Annotated in this window: 7 protein-coding genes, 9 tRNA genes and 3 rRNA genes; all 19 read right to left on the bottom strand. The window is 48.5% G+C overall.

Annotation, left to right across the window (positions count from 1 at the left end; translation table 11 throughout):
• Window positions 1-7 precede the first annotated feature (7 nt).
• Window positions 8-2,095 carry a SpoIID/LytB domain-containing protein gene (locus MKY73_RS05245; RefSeq protein ID WP_339306026.1) on the bottom strand — a complete coding sequence of 696 codons (2,088 nt, stop codon included), beginning with the start codon at window positions 2,093-2,095 and terminating at the stop codon, window positions 8-10.
• Window positions 2,096-2,217: 122 nt separating this feature from the next.
• The gene (gene ruvB, locus MKY73_RS05240) at window positions 2,218-3,228 is read right to left on the bottom strand and encodes a Holliday junction branch migration DNA helicase RuvB (protein ID WP_091020485.1); all 1,011 of its coding nucleotides are present in this window, start codon (window positions 3,226-3,228) and stop codon (window positions 2,218-2,220) included.
• 54 nt (window positions 3,229-3,282) lie between these two features.
• Entirely contained in the window at window positions 3,283-3,897 is a 615-nt protein-coding gene (gene ruvA / locus MKY73_RS05235) for a Holliday junction branch migration protein RuvA (protein WP_339306025.1), read from the bottom strand.
• Complete coding sequence (gene ruvC, locus MKY73_RS05230) at window positions 3,894-4,397, bottom strand: crossover junction endodeoxyribonuclease RuvC (protein ID WP_017686765.1); 504 nt, start codon at window positions 4,395-4,397, stop codon at window positions 3,894-3,896. Before ruvC ends, ruvA begins: the two co-directional genes overlap by 4 nt.
• Window positions 4,398-4,704: 307 nt before the next feature.
• Window positions 4,705-5,397, bottom strand: a complete 693-nt coding sequence (locus tag MKY73_RS05225; protein ID WP_339306023.1) for a BofC C-terminal domain-containing protein — start codon at window positions 5,395-5,397, stop codon at window positions 4,705-4,707.
• Window positions 5,398-5,641: 244 nt separating this feature from the next.
• Window positions 5,642-5,715, bottom strand: a tRNA-Pro gene (locus MKY73_RS05220).
• Between the two features lie 7 nt (window positions 5,716-5,722).
• Window positions 5,723-5,801, bottom strand: a tRNA-Leu gene (locus MKY73_RS05215).
• Window positions 5,802-5,818: 17 nt separating this feature from the next.
• Window positions 5,819-5,895: transfer RNA gene (locus MKY73_RS05210), tRNA-Arg, on the bottom strand.
• Window positions 5,896-5,901: 6 nt separating this feature from the next.
• Window positions 5,902-5,976 (bottom strand) — tRNA-Gly (locus MKY73_RS05205).
• Window positions 5,977-5,999: 23 nt separating this feature from the next.
• Window positions 6,000-6,077, bottom strand: a tRNA-Asp gene (locus MKY73_RS05200).
• A 27-nt stretch (window positions 6,078-6,104) separates the two neighbouring features.
• A tRNA-Met gene (locus MKY73_RS05195) sits at window positions 6,105-6,178 on the bottom strand.
• Between the two features lie 17 nt (window positions 6,179-6,195).
• A tRNA-Val gene (locus tag MKY73_RS05190) sits at window positions 6,196-6,271 on the bottom strand.
• A 121-nt stretch (window positions 6,272-6,392) separates the two neighbouring features.
• Window positions 6,393-6,464, bottom strand: a tRNA-Glu gene (locus MKY73_RS05185).
• Between the two features lie 4 nt (window positions 6,465-6,468).
• Window positions 6,469-6,544: transfer RNA gene (locus tag MKY73_RS05180), tRNA-Asn, on the bottom strand.
• Window positions 6,545-6,628: 84 nt separating this feature from the next.
• Window positions 6,629-6,745 (bottom strand): 5S ribosomal RNA (gene rrf, locus MKY73_RS05175).
• A 74-nt stretch (window positions 6,746-6,819) separates the two neighbouring features.
• A 23S ribosomal RNA gene (locus MKY73_RS05170) occupies window positions 6,820-9,745 on the bottom strand.
• Between the two features lie 369 nt (window positions 9,746-10,114).
• Window positions 10,115-11,666, bottom strand: a 16S ribosomal RNA gene (locus MKY73_RS05165).
• The 16S, 23S and 5S rRNA genes sit together here with 9 tRNA genes alongside, the layout of an rRNA operon.
• Before the next feature lie 546 nt (window positions 11,667-12,212).
• Window positions 12,213-13,841: a LysM domain-containing protein gene (locus tag MKY73_RS05160; protein ID WP_339306021.1), complete on the bottom strand. Its 1,629-nt coding sequence runs from the start codon at window positions 13,839-13,841 to the stop codon at window positions 12,213-12,215.
• A gap of 196 nt (window positions 13,842-14,037) precedes the next feature.
• Complete coding sequence (gene ilvE, locus MKY73_RS05155; protein ID WP_339237053.1) at window positions 14,038-14,922, bottom strand: branched-chain-amino-acid transaminase; 885 nt, start codon at window positions 14,920-14,922, stop codon at window positions 14,038-14,040.
• Window positions 14,923-14,961 lie beyond the last annotated feature (39 nt).

Genomic DNA, 14,961 nt, shown 5'->3' with positions numbered 1-14,961 from the left:
TTTAGTTTCATTCCTTAACAATAGTCGCATTTTGATAATAGTGTTTCAATATTGTCTGGTAATCATACCCTTCATCTGCCATGCCTTTGGCTCCCCATTGGGACAAGCCCAACCCATGACCATTGCCCTGGCCGATGAACATGAAGTTTTGACCCTGCGTTACCGCTCTCGCTTGACCATCACCATTCATCACCACAAGAGCATTACCGGATGATGAGCCTGTACCAGAAGCAGACATTACAGCAGCACCATTTGAACCGGTTTTGCTGGCTGTTTTGCCGTCAGCGCCTAATACAGTATAACTTCCGGTTCCTGCAATATCAAATAGAGTACTCGGTAATCCTCCAAGCGCAGAACGGTATGTATCAGCATATTTCACCGTCATAGCCTGACCGTTGGCAGTGACTTCAAGTGCTCTTCCAGAAGGTCCACGCTTGGTTACTTCCAAGGTTGAGATTGAAGCAGGAACAGGTGCTGTCGTTTTACCCTGAAGGGATTTAACCAACTGGGCAGACGTGAATGGTCCTCTCACCCAAGCATAGTCATTGGATTGAGCCACTTTTGCCAGTACAACAGCTTCATTGCCTGGATTCATTTTGGATACAGGTTCCACGGTGGACTGAATCAACGGAACAGGACGTACATTGGTGTTCTGAGCCGTTACCGTCACCTTTGCCAGACCCGCGTTGGTCTTGGTTGTTAATTCTTTGATGTTATCCTCACGAATGTACCCGCTAATGCCTGAACTGAGCAGCACATGGTACCACGTATGTAATCCTGCCTGCGCTGATGTATCCCCCGAGCTAATTACATTGGTGAACACACCTGCTCCGCCGTTCCATACCTCAGAAGGATGAGCCGTCTGACCGCCCGCATTGGAGGAGAATACAGCTTCGATGATTTTGCCACCGCTCTTAACCACTTCTCCGGCCGTTGCATCTACTGCACTGGTTACTTTATCGTTCTCCGAACCAATCCCGTTATAGGCTTGGCTGAGTGTCGTATCCACGACATTGGCAATTTTGAAACGATCTCCTTGTTGAAGCGCATAGGATCGAGCAGCTACTGCTTGAACTTTCAGAGCCTCAGCAGGCCAGGAGGAATATACCTCTGCCCCTACGACAGAGTACAGGTATTGTTCAAGTGGAACGACATTGACCAATGCCAGATCACCGCTGACGATGCTGATTTCCATATCTCCACGATACGTTCGCTGGGAACGTTCCACTACTTTGATGCCATTACTATTCCCTTGTACCAATGCTTTGGATTCAGTACCTGCAATCGTGTAATGCGGAGCTGTTTTAAGCGCATCCGCACTTAATCCCGCATCCTGACGGATGATGAGCCCTGCACTATTGTTAACAGGTAAAAGACTTATCCCTGGAGCTATGGCCTCCACACTTTTCTTCACTGAGGATAATTCCGCATCTGTTACAGCTTCACCTACCCATACCGCATATGCTTGGCTTCCTCCACTCAGTAGGAGGACCGGATAAGCACTACTAACTCCTGCTGATAAAAGGTTCGCTTGCATTGCCTCTGCTTCCTGAAGCGAACCATACGTTCCAGCAGACAGGCGCTTACTTCCGGTCACAGTTGGCTTTTGACCAGCCAATTGAGCTGCTGCTACCTTCTGTACCCGTGTAACAGCTTGTCCAGCCAGTGCCTCTGTTGCATAGTTACCTGTATAGAGTTGGTAGATGGCATTTCCATTCACAGACGTTGTAAACAGCAACGGCTTATCCGCGGTTGCCTGCAACAATTTGGCTGCTGCAGATGCTGCCTTGAAATCCCCTGTTTCCAACACTTTCACTCTGAATCCATCTGCACTGAAACGGACCTGTCCAGCCGGAAGACCTACATTTGCGCCACTTTCCGATTGGATACTCCATTGTCCCGTTGATTCAAGTGTAATAAGTGGTGTAGTTGATTTATACGTACTGCCCAGATTCGCAAACATGGCTACACGGATTGTCTGTCCATCATTACCTGCTGCATACGCAGGCACTTGAAGACAACCCACTGTCAAAAGAGCTGCCGCCAGTACCTTCAATCGACGACTCCACTTCTTCGTTCGTATTGCTTTTCCCACATTCAGACTCCTCTCCATGCAATGCCTTCACTTTATATCGGATTAACACACGTAATATTTCAATGTTTATGGTGAACCTTCAATTGGTAAATGTTCAAATCGTGAACTTTCACAAAATTCGATTATTTCCCGTCTCTTGGTGGAACAGGCAGACCTAAATGGTGATAGGCAAGATCTGTTACGATCCTCCCCCTTGGTGTACGCTGAATCATGCCAATCTGAAGCAGATACGGTTCATAAACATCCTCGATCGTCTGACTTTCTTCACCAATCGTAGCCGCAATGGTATCCAACCCTACGGGACCTCCCCGGAAGCTGTTGATCATCGATTTGAGCATCTTATGATCAATCTCATCCAGGCCACGTGGATCAATCTGGAGCCTTTGCAGTGCTTCTTCAGCCAATGTCTGCGTAATAATCCCGTCACCACGAACCTGTGCAAAGTCACGTACTCGTTTAAGCAAACGGTTGGCAATCCTCGGTGTCCCACGTGAGCGCAATGCAATCTCTTGCGCAGCATCTCCCACAATCTCCACACCCAAAATCTCGGTAGAACGCGAGACGATATAAGCCAGCTCATCAACCGTATAGAATTCCAAGCGGCTGATAACACCAAACCGATCTCGAAGTGGCGCAGACAGCAAGCCAGCACGTGTTGTAGCCCCAATCAGAGTGAATGGCGGCAGATCCAGCCGAACGGACCGAGCACTTGGACCTTTACCAATCATTATATCCAATGCCGAATCTTCCATGGCGGGGTACATGACTTCTTCAACCGTACGATGCAAACGATGAATCTCATCAATAAACAGCACATCGCCTTCCTGCAGATTGGTTAACAATGCTGCAAGATCACCCGGGCGTTCAATGGCCGGGCCTGACGTAGTTCGTAAATTAACGCCCAATTCGTTGGCAATAATATTGGCAAGTGTTGTCTTACCCAGTCCAGGTGGTCCATATAACAAAACGTGATCCAATGCCTCATTACGAAATTTGGCAGCTTCAATATATATCTTTAAATTTTCCTTCACCTGATTCTGCCCGATATATTCATTCAGATACCGGGGACGAAGACTCAACTCAACATTTTGGTCCTCCATCATCAGGTTCGCGGAAATAATCCGATCATCCATGTTCATCCCTACCTTTTTTGCAGGCTACAGCTATATTATAATATGCAATTTGTATTATCCCGTAAACAGCATTTGCAGCGCTTTTTTCATCAACACATCAACGGAATCCGCTGTAGTAACATCCTTTTTCAATATGAGCCATACTTTATCAAGTTCACTGTCAGTATATCCAAGTGCCTTGAGACCTTCACGTGCCTCATCCCAGGCTGAACCACTTCCCGATTCTTCCGATGGAGGAGCGAACAAACCTGTTGCATACGCTGCCGCCCCAAAACTATCCAGCTTGTCCTTGAGATCCAGAATCATGCGTTGTGCAGTCTTCTTGCCGATGCCTGGCAATTTGGTCAAGAACGTTAAATTCTCTTGGTAAATCGCTGTAACCACATGTTCTGGTGTACCTCCAGCGAGTATGCCCAGCGCCACTTTGGGACCAATACCGGATACTTCAATCAGTTTGCGGAACAAACGCTGTTCATCCCGTGTCACAAATCCAAACAGTAGCATCGCATCCTCACGCACATGATGGTGAGTGTACACGGTAATTTCGCCTTCTTGCTTAGCGAACGCAAATGGATTCGGACAAAATACGCGATACCCCACACCATGAACGTCCAGCACAATATAATCATTCTCTACATGAATGAACTGTCCTCTTAGAAAATCAATCATTTTCGCAATACCTCATTCAACTTGGAATTTAATGTATAAGAGTGCGCGTGGCACACAGCTACAGCTAATGCATCTGCTACGTCATCGGGTTTAGGAACGACTTGAAGACGCAAGAACATTTTGACCATCTCCTGTACCTGCTTCTTCTCTGCCTTACCGTACCCAACAACAGCCTGCTTGATCTGCATTGGCGTATACTCTGCAATAGGCAAACCCTTCTGTGCAGCAGCGAGTACCATGACTCCTCTGGCCTGACTAACAGACATCGCTGTTGTAACGTTCCGATTGAAAAAAAGTTTCTCCAGCGCTACTGCGTCCGGTTTGTATTTATCAATTAATTGCACCATACCTTCATATACATGAAGCAACCGTTCCTCTTCAGGGGTATGAGCTTCCGTCTGAATACATCCATATTGTACGGGTACCACTTTACTGCCGATTTTATCCACAAAACCAAAACCAACAATCGCAATCCCCGGGTCAATTCCCAAAAAACGCAAAACCATCTCTCCCTCACAAAAGCGAACATATGTATCGTTCATTTCATTATAACAAAAGATAGACCCTGCGGCAGGAAAAACTTTGTCTAACCCATTACTCGTCTTTATTCGTGATTTTTTTCATGTTTATTCGTAATTTTCATGTATTTCGGCACAAACGACAAAAAGGACATCGAAGAGATGTCCATCACCACATTCCACGTATATTGGATTTCTATCACTTAGTTTCGCGAAACACCAATGCCACTGGTCTCCAACCATCTAATTAGTACTACAGCATCTTAACGTTGTAAGTTAGCACAAAAGATTACCCGCCATTGCGGATTAAATGATGATCTTCATCCACCGCATAGTCACTAAACGTTGAGATTACGCTATCATACTCATCCTTGTCCTGAATCCGGATACCCTGCTGCAATTGCTCCAGCACCCCTTCAGGTAAAGAACTCTCCAACGTCCCCACATCCAATTGAAAAAACGTACGAATAACCTTCTCTTCTGCAGGCTTACCCTCGTACAAGTTAAGATTTCCTACAGCATCTATGCTAATATACGCCTGCTGTTTACAAAGCGGTGAAAGATCATCTACACGTTGCTTCAAATGCAACTCATCTGATGTTCCAACGGTAGCATCCCATTCCGGATGCTGAACCAGCAGCATCTTCAACTGTGGTCTAGCCATCTTGCCCAACTGTTCTGTCTCCACTCCGCAAATGTACTGTGTTTCCAAAACCACACTCGTTAAATGATCCGGATCAGTATTAAGTTGCCCTACTAACGCCTGAATCTCCTGATCAGATCTGGTCTCCGGCGTAACAGGTCCCATCACACTAGTTGCCTCACTAAAATTAGTGGTCAGCAAACGCTCAATCGCCGATGAGATAGACAATCCGCTGTATGCCAATATCGTAACTGCAAGCAAAGCAACCGTCATCCATACTGTTCGTTTCCACCGTCGCCAGCGTCTCTTGAATTGTTTCCTGAAGTTAAACGTGTTCACATGAACCCCTTCTATCACTTTTTAAACCTATTGTGACCTAAAGAACGAGGCTTTATGCAAAACTTGTCGTCTGAAGAGTAATCCGTATATTCATGAAGCAAGGGACCATGGGCCAATAGCTGATGGCATATTGAAAGTTATGTTAAGCACACATCTTAATCGTATTCCCTTTGTGATATCGCAACGTAATAAAGATAAACACAAAAAAAGTACTATCTATATGTTAGATAGTACTTTTTCGAGATCGGGATGACACGATTTGAACATGCGACCCCCTGGTCCCAAACCAGGTGCTCTACCAAGCTGAGCTACATCCCGTTATATATACCGGCGAGAGGACTCGAACCTCCACGGTTTCCCACTCGATTTTGAGTCGAGCGCGTCTGCCATTCCGCCACGCCGGCAAATTATGAAGTTATAATGGCGCGCCCTGAGAGATTCGAACTCCCGGCCTTTTGATTCGTAGTCAAACGCTCTATCCAGCTGAGCTAAGGGCGCAAATATTGGAGCGGAAGACGGGAATCGAACCCGCGACCCTCGCCTTGGCAAGGCGATGCTCTACCGCTGAGCCACTTCCGCATACGGTATTGATAGATATAAAATGGCGGAACCGACGGGATTCGAACCCGCGATCTCCTGCGTGACAGGCAGGCATGTTAGGCCAACTACACCACGGTTCCAGATCACTTTCCATTGGGAAAGTATAATTGCGGGGGCAGGATTTGAACCTGCGGCCTTCGGGTTATGAGCCCGACGAGCTACCGGGCTGCTCCACCCCGCGTCGTTATAAAAATCTTATGGTGGAGGCTGAGGGGATCGAACCCCCGACCCTCTGCTTGTAAGGCAGATGCTCTCCCAGCTGAGCTAAGCCTCCATAATATGACCGGTAGGGATACTCTCACTTCGTTCGAGACTGCGAAGCAGCTGCTAACGAAGTACATCCTCCGACGAACCTTTGGGATTCTCATCCCTTGTTGAAGCAATAGGTATTGCTATGACCCGTAGGGGATTCGAACCCCTGTTACCTCCGTGAAAGGGAGGTGTCTTAACCCCTTGACCAACGGGCCTTAATGGCTCCCCGAACAGGGCTCGAACCTGTGACAACTCGATTAACAGTCGAGTGCTCTACCAACTGAGCTATCAGGGAATAATATGCATTTGCAGGGCAAATGCAATCCATCGTACAATGTCCACATGCAGAGCTTGTTTTCTATGTATGATGAAAGAGTTCGCTTGGCGGCATCCTACTCTCCCAGGACCCTGCGGTCCAAGTACCATCGGCGCTAGAGGGCTTAACGGTCGTGTTCGGGATGGGTACGTGTGGAACCCCTCCGCCATCGCCACCAAACGCATAGCTTACATTTCAGAGTTCGTTCTCTGAAAACTAGATTCGAAACGAAACATGCGAATTATCACTTGCTATTGGATAAGCCCTCGACCGATTAGTACTGGTCAGCTCCATGCATTGCTGCACTTCCACCCCCAGCCTATCTACCTCGTCGTCTTCAAGGGGTCTTACATACTGGGAAATCTCATCTTGAGGGGGGCTTCACGCTTAGATGCTTTCAGCGTTTATCCCGTCCGTACATAGCTACCCAGCGGTGCTCCTGGCGGAACAACTGGTACACCAGCGGTACGTCCATCCCGGTCCTCTCGTACTAAGGACAGCTCCTCTCAAATTTCCTACGCCCACGACAGATAGGGACCGAACTGTCTCACGACGTTCTGAACCCAGCTCGCGTACCGCTTTAATGGGCGAACAGCCCAACCCTTGGGACCTACTTCAGCCCCAGGATGCGATGAGCCGACATCGAGGTGCCAAACCTCCCCGTCGATGTGGACTCTTGGGGGAGATAAGCCTGTTATCCCCAGGGTAGCTTTTATCCGTTGAGCGATGGCCCTTCCATGCGGTACCACCGGATCACTAAGCCCGACTTTCGTCCCTGCTCGACTTGTAGGTCTCGCAGTCAAGCTCCCTTATGCCTTTGCACTCTTCGAATGATTTCCAACCATTCTGAGGGAACCTTTGGGCGCCTCCGTTACTCTTTAGGAGGCGACCGCCCCAGTCAAACTGCCCACCTGACACTGTCCCCGCACCGGATTACGGTACCAGGTTAGAACCTAGATACGATCAGGGTGGTATCCCAACGTTGCCTCCACGCAAGCTGGCGCTCACGCTTCAAAGGCTCCCACCTATCCTGTACAGATCGTACCCAAATTCAATATCAAGCTGCAGTAAAGCTCCATGGGGTCTTTCCGTCTTGTCGCGGGTAACCTGCATCTTCACAGGTATTAAAATTTCACCGGATCTCTCGTTGAGACAGCGCCCAAGTCGTTACGCCATTCGTGCGGGTCAGAATTTACCTGACAAGGAATTTCGCTACCTTAGGACCGTTATAGTTACGGCCGCCGTTTACTGGGGCTTCGGTTCACAGCTTCGGATTGCTCCTAACCACTCCCCTTAACCTTCCAGCACCGGGCAGGCGTCAGCCCGTATACTTCGCCTTACGGCTTCGCACAGACCTGTGTTTTTGCTAAACAGTCGCTTGGGCCTTTTCACTGCGGCCCCCTCGTGCTATTCACACTACCGGGGCACCCCTTCTCCCGAAGTTACGGGGTCATTTTGCCGAGTTCCTTAACGAGAGTTCTTCCGCGCGCCTTAGAATACTCTTCTCGCCTACCTGTGTCGGTTTGCGGTACGGGCACCTTCACCTGGCTAGAGGCTTTTCTTGGCAGTGTGAGATCATGACCTTCGCTACTACAATTTTCGCTCCCCATCACAGCTCAGCCTTAATGATGTGCGGATTTGCCTACACATCAGCCTCACTGCTTAGACGGACATCCATCAGTCCGCGTCACTACCCTACTGCGTCCCCCCATTGCTCATAACGGCTTACGGTGGTACAGGAATTTCGACCTGTTGTCCTTCGACTACGCCTTTCGGCCTCGCCTTAGGTCCCGACTTACCCTGAGCGGACGAGCCTTCCTCAGGAACCCTTAGGCTTTCGGCGGATCAGATTCTCACTGATCTTTTCGTTACTCATACCGGCATTCTCACTTGTATAATGTCCAGCGCTCCTTACGGTACACCTTCAACCCTTATACAACGCTCCCCTACCCCTGATGCAAGCATCAAGCCATAGCTTCGGTGGTGTGTTTAGCCCCGTTACATTTTCGGCGCAGAGTCACTCGACCAGTGAGCTATTACGCACTCTTTCAATGGTGGCTGCTTCTAAGCCAACATCCTGGTTGTCTGTGCAACTCCACATCCTTTCCCACTTAACACACACTTGGGGACCTTAGCTGATGGTCTGGGCTGTTTCCCTTTTGACAATGGATCTTAGCACTCACTGTCTGACTCCCGGAAGTAAGTCTATGGCATTCGGAGTTTGACTGAGCTTGGTAACCCTTGCGGGCCCCGCACCCAATCAGTGCTCTACCTCCACGACTCTGTTTTCCGAGGCTAGCCCTAAAGCTATTTCGGGGAGAACCAGCTATCTCCGAGTTCGATTGGAATTTCTCCGCTACCCCCACCTCATCCCCGCACTTTTCAACGTGCGTGGGTTCGGGCCTCCAGTGCGTGTTACCGCACCTTCACCCTGGACAGGGGTAGATCACCCGGTTTCGGGTCTACGTCCACGTACTATGTCGCCCTATTCAGACTCGCTTTCGCTGCGGCTCCGGCTCTTCACCTTAACCTTGCACGGGAACGTAACTCGCCGGTTCATTCTACAAAAGGCACGCCATCACCCCTAAAACGGGCTCTGACTTTTTGTAAGCACACGGTTTCAGGTTCTATTTCACTCCCCTTCCGGGGTGCTTTTCACCTTTCCCTCACGGTACTGCTTCACTATCGGTCGCTAGGAAGTATTTAGCCTTGGCAGATGGTCCTGCCGGATTCATACGGGGTTTCACGTGCCCCGCACTACTCGGGATCCGTCTCGGAGGGAACAGACTTTCAATTACAGGGCTTTTACCTTCTTTGGCGGGCCTTTCCAGACCTCTTCGCTTAACCGGTTCCTTTGTAACTCCATGTGAGACGTCCCACAACCCCAAAGAGCAAGCTCTCTGGTTTGGGCTTCTCCGCGTTCGCTCGCCGCTACTGACGGAATCACTATTGTTTTCTCTTCCTCAGGGTACTTAGATGTTTCAGTTCCCCTGGTATGCCTCTACACAACCTATGTATTCAGTTGTGAGTAACTGGAAATTACCCCAGCTGGGTTTCCCCATTCGGACACCCCCGGATCAAAGCTTGCTTACAGCTCCCCGAGGCAGTTTCGTTGTTCGCCACGTCCTTCATCGGCTCCTAGCGCCTAGGCATCCTCCGTGTGCTCTTAGTAGCTTAACCAAATTGCTCCGGTTTCGATCGCTCGCTTCCCTTGTTTTGGACTGTGTCCAAAGCCAAAAGTCGCTCCCACTCGATACCATCGCAACAGCAATTAACTACCGTTTTTATTGAAACTTGTTATACACAAGTTCAGCTAAAAAGGAATGTTCTAATTCGCATTTACTTTCGTTTCGATATCTAGTTTTCAAAGAACAAGCTCCATGCAAAAGCAAGCTGTTTGAGAGTTTGAGCTCTCAAAACTGAGCAACGAGTGAGTGGTTTGCTCTTCATTTCATCCACACCGAAGTGATGGACCGAAATGAATCGCTGTGCAGGTTCGAAAGAACCTGCTTATTTGAATGTTTCCACGCGGGAAACGATTCTCCATAGAAAGGAGGTGATCCAGCCGCACCTTCCGATACGGCTACCTTGTTACGACTTCACCCCAATCATCTATCCCACCTTCGGCGGCTGGCTCCTTGCGGTTACCCCACCGACTTCGGGTGTTATAAACTCTCGTGGTGTGACGGGCGGTGTGTACAAGACCCGGGAACGTATTCACCGCGGCATGCTGATCCGCGATTACTAGCAATTCCGACTTCATGCAGGCGAGTTGCAGCCTGCAATCCGAACTGAGACCGGCTTTTTAGGATTCGTTCCACCTCGCGGCTTCACAGCCCGTTGTACCGGCCATTGTAGTACGTGTGTAGCCCAGGTCATAAGGGGCATGATGATTTGACGTCATCCCCACCTTCCTCCGGTTTGTCACCGGCAGTCACCTTAGAGTGCCCACCCGAAGTGCTGGCAACTAAGATCAAGGGTTGCGCTCGTTGCGGGACTTAACCCAACATCTCACGACACGAGCTGACGACAACCATGCACCACCTGTCTCCTCTGTCCCGAAGGAAAGATACATCTCTGTACCGATCAGAGGGATGTCAAGACCTGGTAAGGTTCTTCGCGTTGCTTCGAATTAAACCACATACTCCACTGCTTGTGCGGGTCCCCGTCAATTCCTTTGAGTTTCAGTCTTGCGACCGTACTCCCCAGGCGGAGTGCTTAATGTGTTAACTTCGGCACCAAGGGTATCGAAACCCCTAACACCTAGCACTCATCGTTTACGGCGTGGACTACCAGGGTATCTAATCCTGTTTGCTCCCCACGCTTTCGCGCCTCAGCGTCAGTTACAGCCCAGAGAGTCGCCTTCGCCACTGGTGTTCCTCCACATATCTACGCATTTCACCGCTACACGTGGAATTCCACTCTCCTCTTCTGCACTCAAGTCACCCAGTTTCCAGTGCGATCCGGGGTTGAGCCCCGGGATTAAACACCAGACTTAAATGACCGCCTGCGCGCGCTTTACGCCCAATAATTCCGGACAACGCTTGCCCCCTACGTATTACCGCGGCTGCTGGCACGTAGTTAGCCGGGGCTTTCTTCTCAGGTACCGTCACCTTGAGAGCAGTTACTCTCCCAAGCGTTCTTCCCTGGCAACAGAGCTTTACGATCCGAAAACCTTCATCACTCACGCGGCATTGCTCCGTCAGGCTTTCGCCCATTGCGGAAGATTCCCTACTGCTGCCTCCCGTAGGAGTCTGGGCCGTGTCTCAGTCCCAGTGTGGCCGATCACCCTCTCAGGTCGGCTACGCATCGTCGCCTTGGTGAGCCGTTACCCCACCAACTAGCTAATGCGCCGCAGGCCCATCCCCAAGTGACAGATTGCTCCGTCTTTCCAGTTTCCTTCAGGCGAAGAAAACAACTATTCGGTATTAGCTACCGTTTCCGGTAGTTGTCCCAAACTTGAGGGCAGGTTGCCTACGTGTTACTCACCCGTCCGCCGCTAAGTCTCAAAGAAGCAAGCTTCTTATCAACTCCGCTCGACTTGCATGTATTAGGCATGCCGCCAGCGTTCGTCCTGAGCCAGGATCAAACTCTCCAATAAAGTATTGAAAAGAGCGATAAGCTCATTTTGAATCTGACGAGATTAAAAATCTCATTTGTGCTCCAGCCGATCCAAGCCAAGGCTTGTTTCAAACTTTCGCGTTCATTCTGCAAGCAGAATGTTTACTCACTCGTTGTTCAGTTTTCAAAGATCAAACTTGTTTCTTCATTTATTGTGTTTCCCGTGTCAGCCGTGTGTTTCAGCGGCGACTTAAATAATATATCATACGGCTGAATCTAATGCAACAGTTTTTTTCATTTCTTTTCTTTACTAGTTTTGCATTAGCCAAAGCGATCATATCGGTTCCCTAACTTGTCCTATTATCGCGGTACGCTCATAGGGTACAACAAATATTTTAGCACATATATGAAAGGGTTTTCAACATTTCTCTACAAAATGCTCCCATTATTCCTGAAAAAATTATATCTCCTTTATATGCAATTCATTGTTCATTCAGAGTTAGCGGGAAGCCAGCTCCCTATTACAGAGTTAACTTCCCGCTAATATTATAGGTAACTTACTTCTCTATCAATCGCAGTCCTTTGGTTAGTTTTGTATCCATGGATTACGACGCTTTTTATTTGATTTCCGTTGGTTCGAAGTAGCTACACCTTCTCTGGATGTTTTTCCTGACACGGATACTTTGGATTTGTTCTTCAGAGGAGCCTTGCTCGTTCTGCGTTTTGCGGCTGCTGGCTTATTTCCGGTTTGCTTGGACTTCGCCACCGAATCTAATCCAACCTCTTCAATGCTTAACTGACTTAAGTTAGCGTCTTCACGCCCTCCCTTTTTTCCACCACTGCCTTGCCCTTGAGGAGGATACATTTCGCCAAATGCTCCAAGTGGGGACGGCGGAACCATGTTCTGTGTAGGATACGGATTCTGATATGCATACTCAATAGGCTGGTTTGGCATCGTTGATGTAGACATTTCAGGTGGCATACCATACGAAGGACCGTACATGTTCATGTTCCAAGCCGGTTCCTGATAACCATAAGAAGGATAAGTATACTGAGGAACATGTGTATGTGATCCACATCCGCATGGAGGATACGGAAGCATCGAGTATGGAGATATGAATGGTGGCTGATGATTCATATGACTAGGTGCTGCATACGTTGGAAATGGACTATTCACTTCGCCAGCTGGTGCAATCGGAAATGAGTTGTTTTGCATTTCTGGAGACAGATTTGGCATAACGTTATTGTGGTTATAGCCCTGCTCCGCACCAGTCCACGGGCTGTTAGTCATTTCACTGCCACTGTAAGGGCTAATTTCCGAAATCCCTGGAAACGGCGCATTATTACTCACTTCTGCCGTGTACATGTCTTGCTGGATACCATACACCTCTTGTGCAGGAACCGGAATTTGAACATAAGGATGCTCCGCTGGCGCATGATGCAACTTGTTACCACAACCACAGGGCTTTTTCGTTGCTGGTGCAACCTCAGTTGGAGGCTCGGTATTAGGCATTACAGGCAAAGGCATAATTTCAGGCGAAAGATTAGGCATGGTGTATTTCTTGGACTCCGCTACAGGTTTAACTTGAACTTCGGGTTTAACCTCTTCTTTTTTCGGCATTTCCTTTTCGGGTTTCACTTCAGGAAGCTCTGGCAACTGCGGTAGCACCTCCAGTTCAGGCTTCACATTCGGTTTTTCTGGATTAGCTGGTGGTGGAGCAGGTACTGGGACTGGAACCTCTGATACCGGAGCAGGAGGAGTTGGTGCAACTGGAGCAGGTTGTTCCGGTTCTTTGACTCCCGTGTATTCCTTACCTTCAGGCGACAATTTTTCATTTGCAGCAATGTTGCTGGCACCCGAGTTAGACATCGTGTTTCCTTGCGCATGCATCGAGGGAATGTAGACCGTTTCCCCCACCAGAAGAGCATTCGGATTTTTCAACTGTGGATTGGCATTGATCATATCTTTTAAAGGAACTCCCCAGGCTTGTGCCAACTTCCATAACGAATCTCCTTGCTGAACCTTGTGACTGTGGAGCATACCCTCCGGCTTCGGTGTTACTGGCTCTGCAGGGATTTTGACCTTCATGCCAATATCCAGCTTGTCGGGATTTGTGATTTGCGGATTAGCCGCGATCAATTTGTCCAGCGCAACATTGTATTTTTGGGACAGCAGATATAATGTGTCGCCTTTTTTCACCATGTGTATTTTCACAGGGAACTAACCTCCTAGACGTCATACTTGGGCAGTACATTCGCCCATACCGTTACTACATCCTATGCAGAAACCGGGCTAATGACATCAACTAAACAAAAAAAATCCTCCTGTCGTTAAAAATCCCCATACACCAGGTATGCTGAATTTTATCGGACAAGGAGGATTCCTGTTCCCTATGCTATACAATTCTTACTTAAGATTCCCACACTTTATAACCATCTTTGTCAACAATCTGACGGAATGCTTCCAGCAGTCTCAGCGTTACAGGACCTGCGACACCCGTACCAATTGTTCTTCCATCCACTTCACATGCAGCGATAACTTCTGCAGCTGTTCCGGTGAAAAAGACTTCGTCTGCGATATACACATCATGCAGGGTGAATGGCACTTCTTTTAATTCAAGCTCCAGTTCTCCACATAGATCGATAATGGCTTGACGTGTAATCCCTTCAAGAGCACCGAGATAACAAGGCGGCGTGTATACTACACCGTTTTTGATGATGAAGATGTTATCACTTGACCCCTCGGTAACGTAACCCTGGGAATTCAACATAATCGCTTCTCCAGCACCTGAATAGTTAGACTGGATTTTAACCAGGATGTTATTCAGATAGTTCAATGATTTAATTTTCGGATTCAAAGCGTCCGGGATGTTCCGACGTTGAGATACGGACACTGCTTTCAACCCGGTAAGATACGCTTCCTCTGGATAAATCGCTAATTGTTCCACGATGATAATCACGGATGCCTTCGGGCAACGAAGCGGGTCCAAACCAAGATTACCAGGGCCACGTGATACAATAAGACGAATATACCCATTGCGCATATCATTGCGGCGCACCGTTTCAGCCATCACTTCCAACATCTCATCCATGGACAGCGGGATGTTCAAACTAATGGATTTCGCCGAATCATACAAACGATCCAAGTGAGCCTTACATCTGAAAATATTTCCGTTATAGATCCGAATACCTTCAAAAATCCCGTCTCCGTACAAAAATCCATGATCATATACCGAAACGGTTGCGTTCTCTTTGGTCACATACTGACCATCCAAATAGATCCACTGCTCCGCCACTGATGACTGCACCTCCATAAAATATCCATTTCCTTAACT

The organism is Paenibacillus sp. FSL R5-0519 (genome assembly GCF_037974275.1).
GTDB lineage: Bacteria > Bacillota > Bacilli > Paenibacillales > Paenibacillaceae > Paenibacillus.
The sequence above is the reverse complement of the archived record's forward strand: the minus strand, read 5'-3'. Positions and strand labels throughout refer to the sequence as shown.

What these genes read in the sequence shown, in the direction of transcription:
- ruvB (WP_091020485.1), bottom strand. Translation starts at nt 3,228, where the DNA reads ATGGATGATCGGATTATTTCCGCGAACCTGATGATGGAGGACCAAAAT.
- ruvA (WP_339306025.1), bottom strand. Translation starts at nt 3,897, where the DNA reads ATGATTGATTTTCTAAGAGGACAGTTCATTCATGTAGAGAATGATTAT.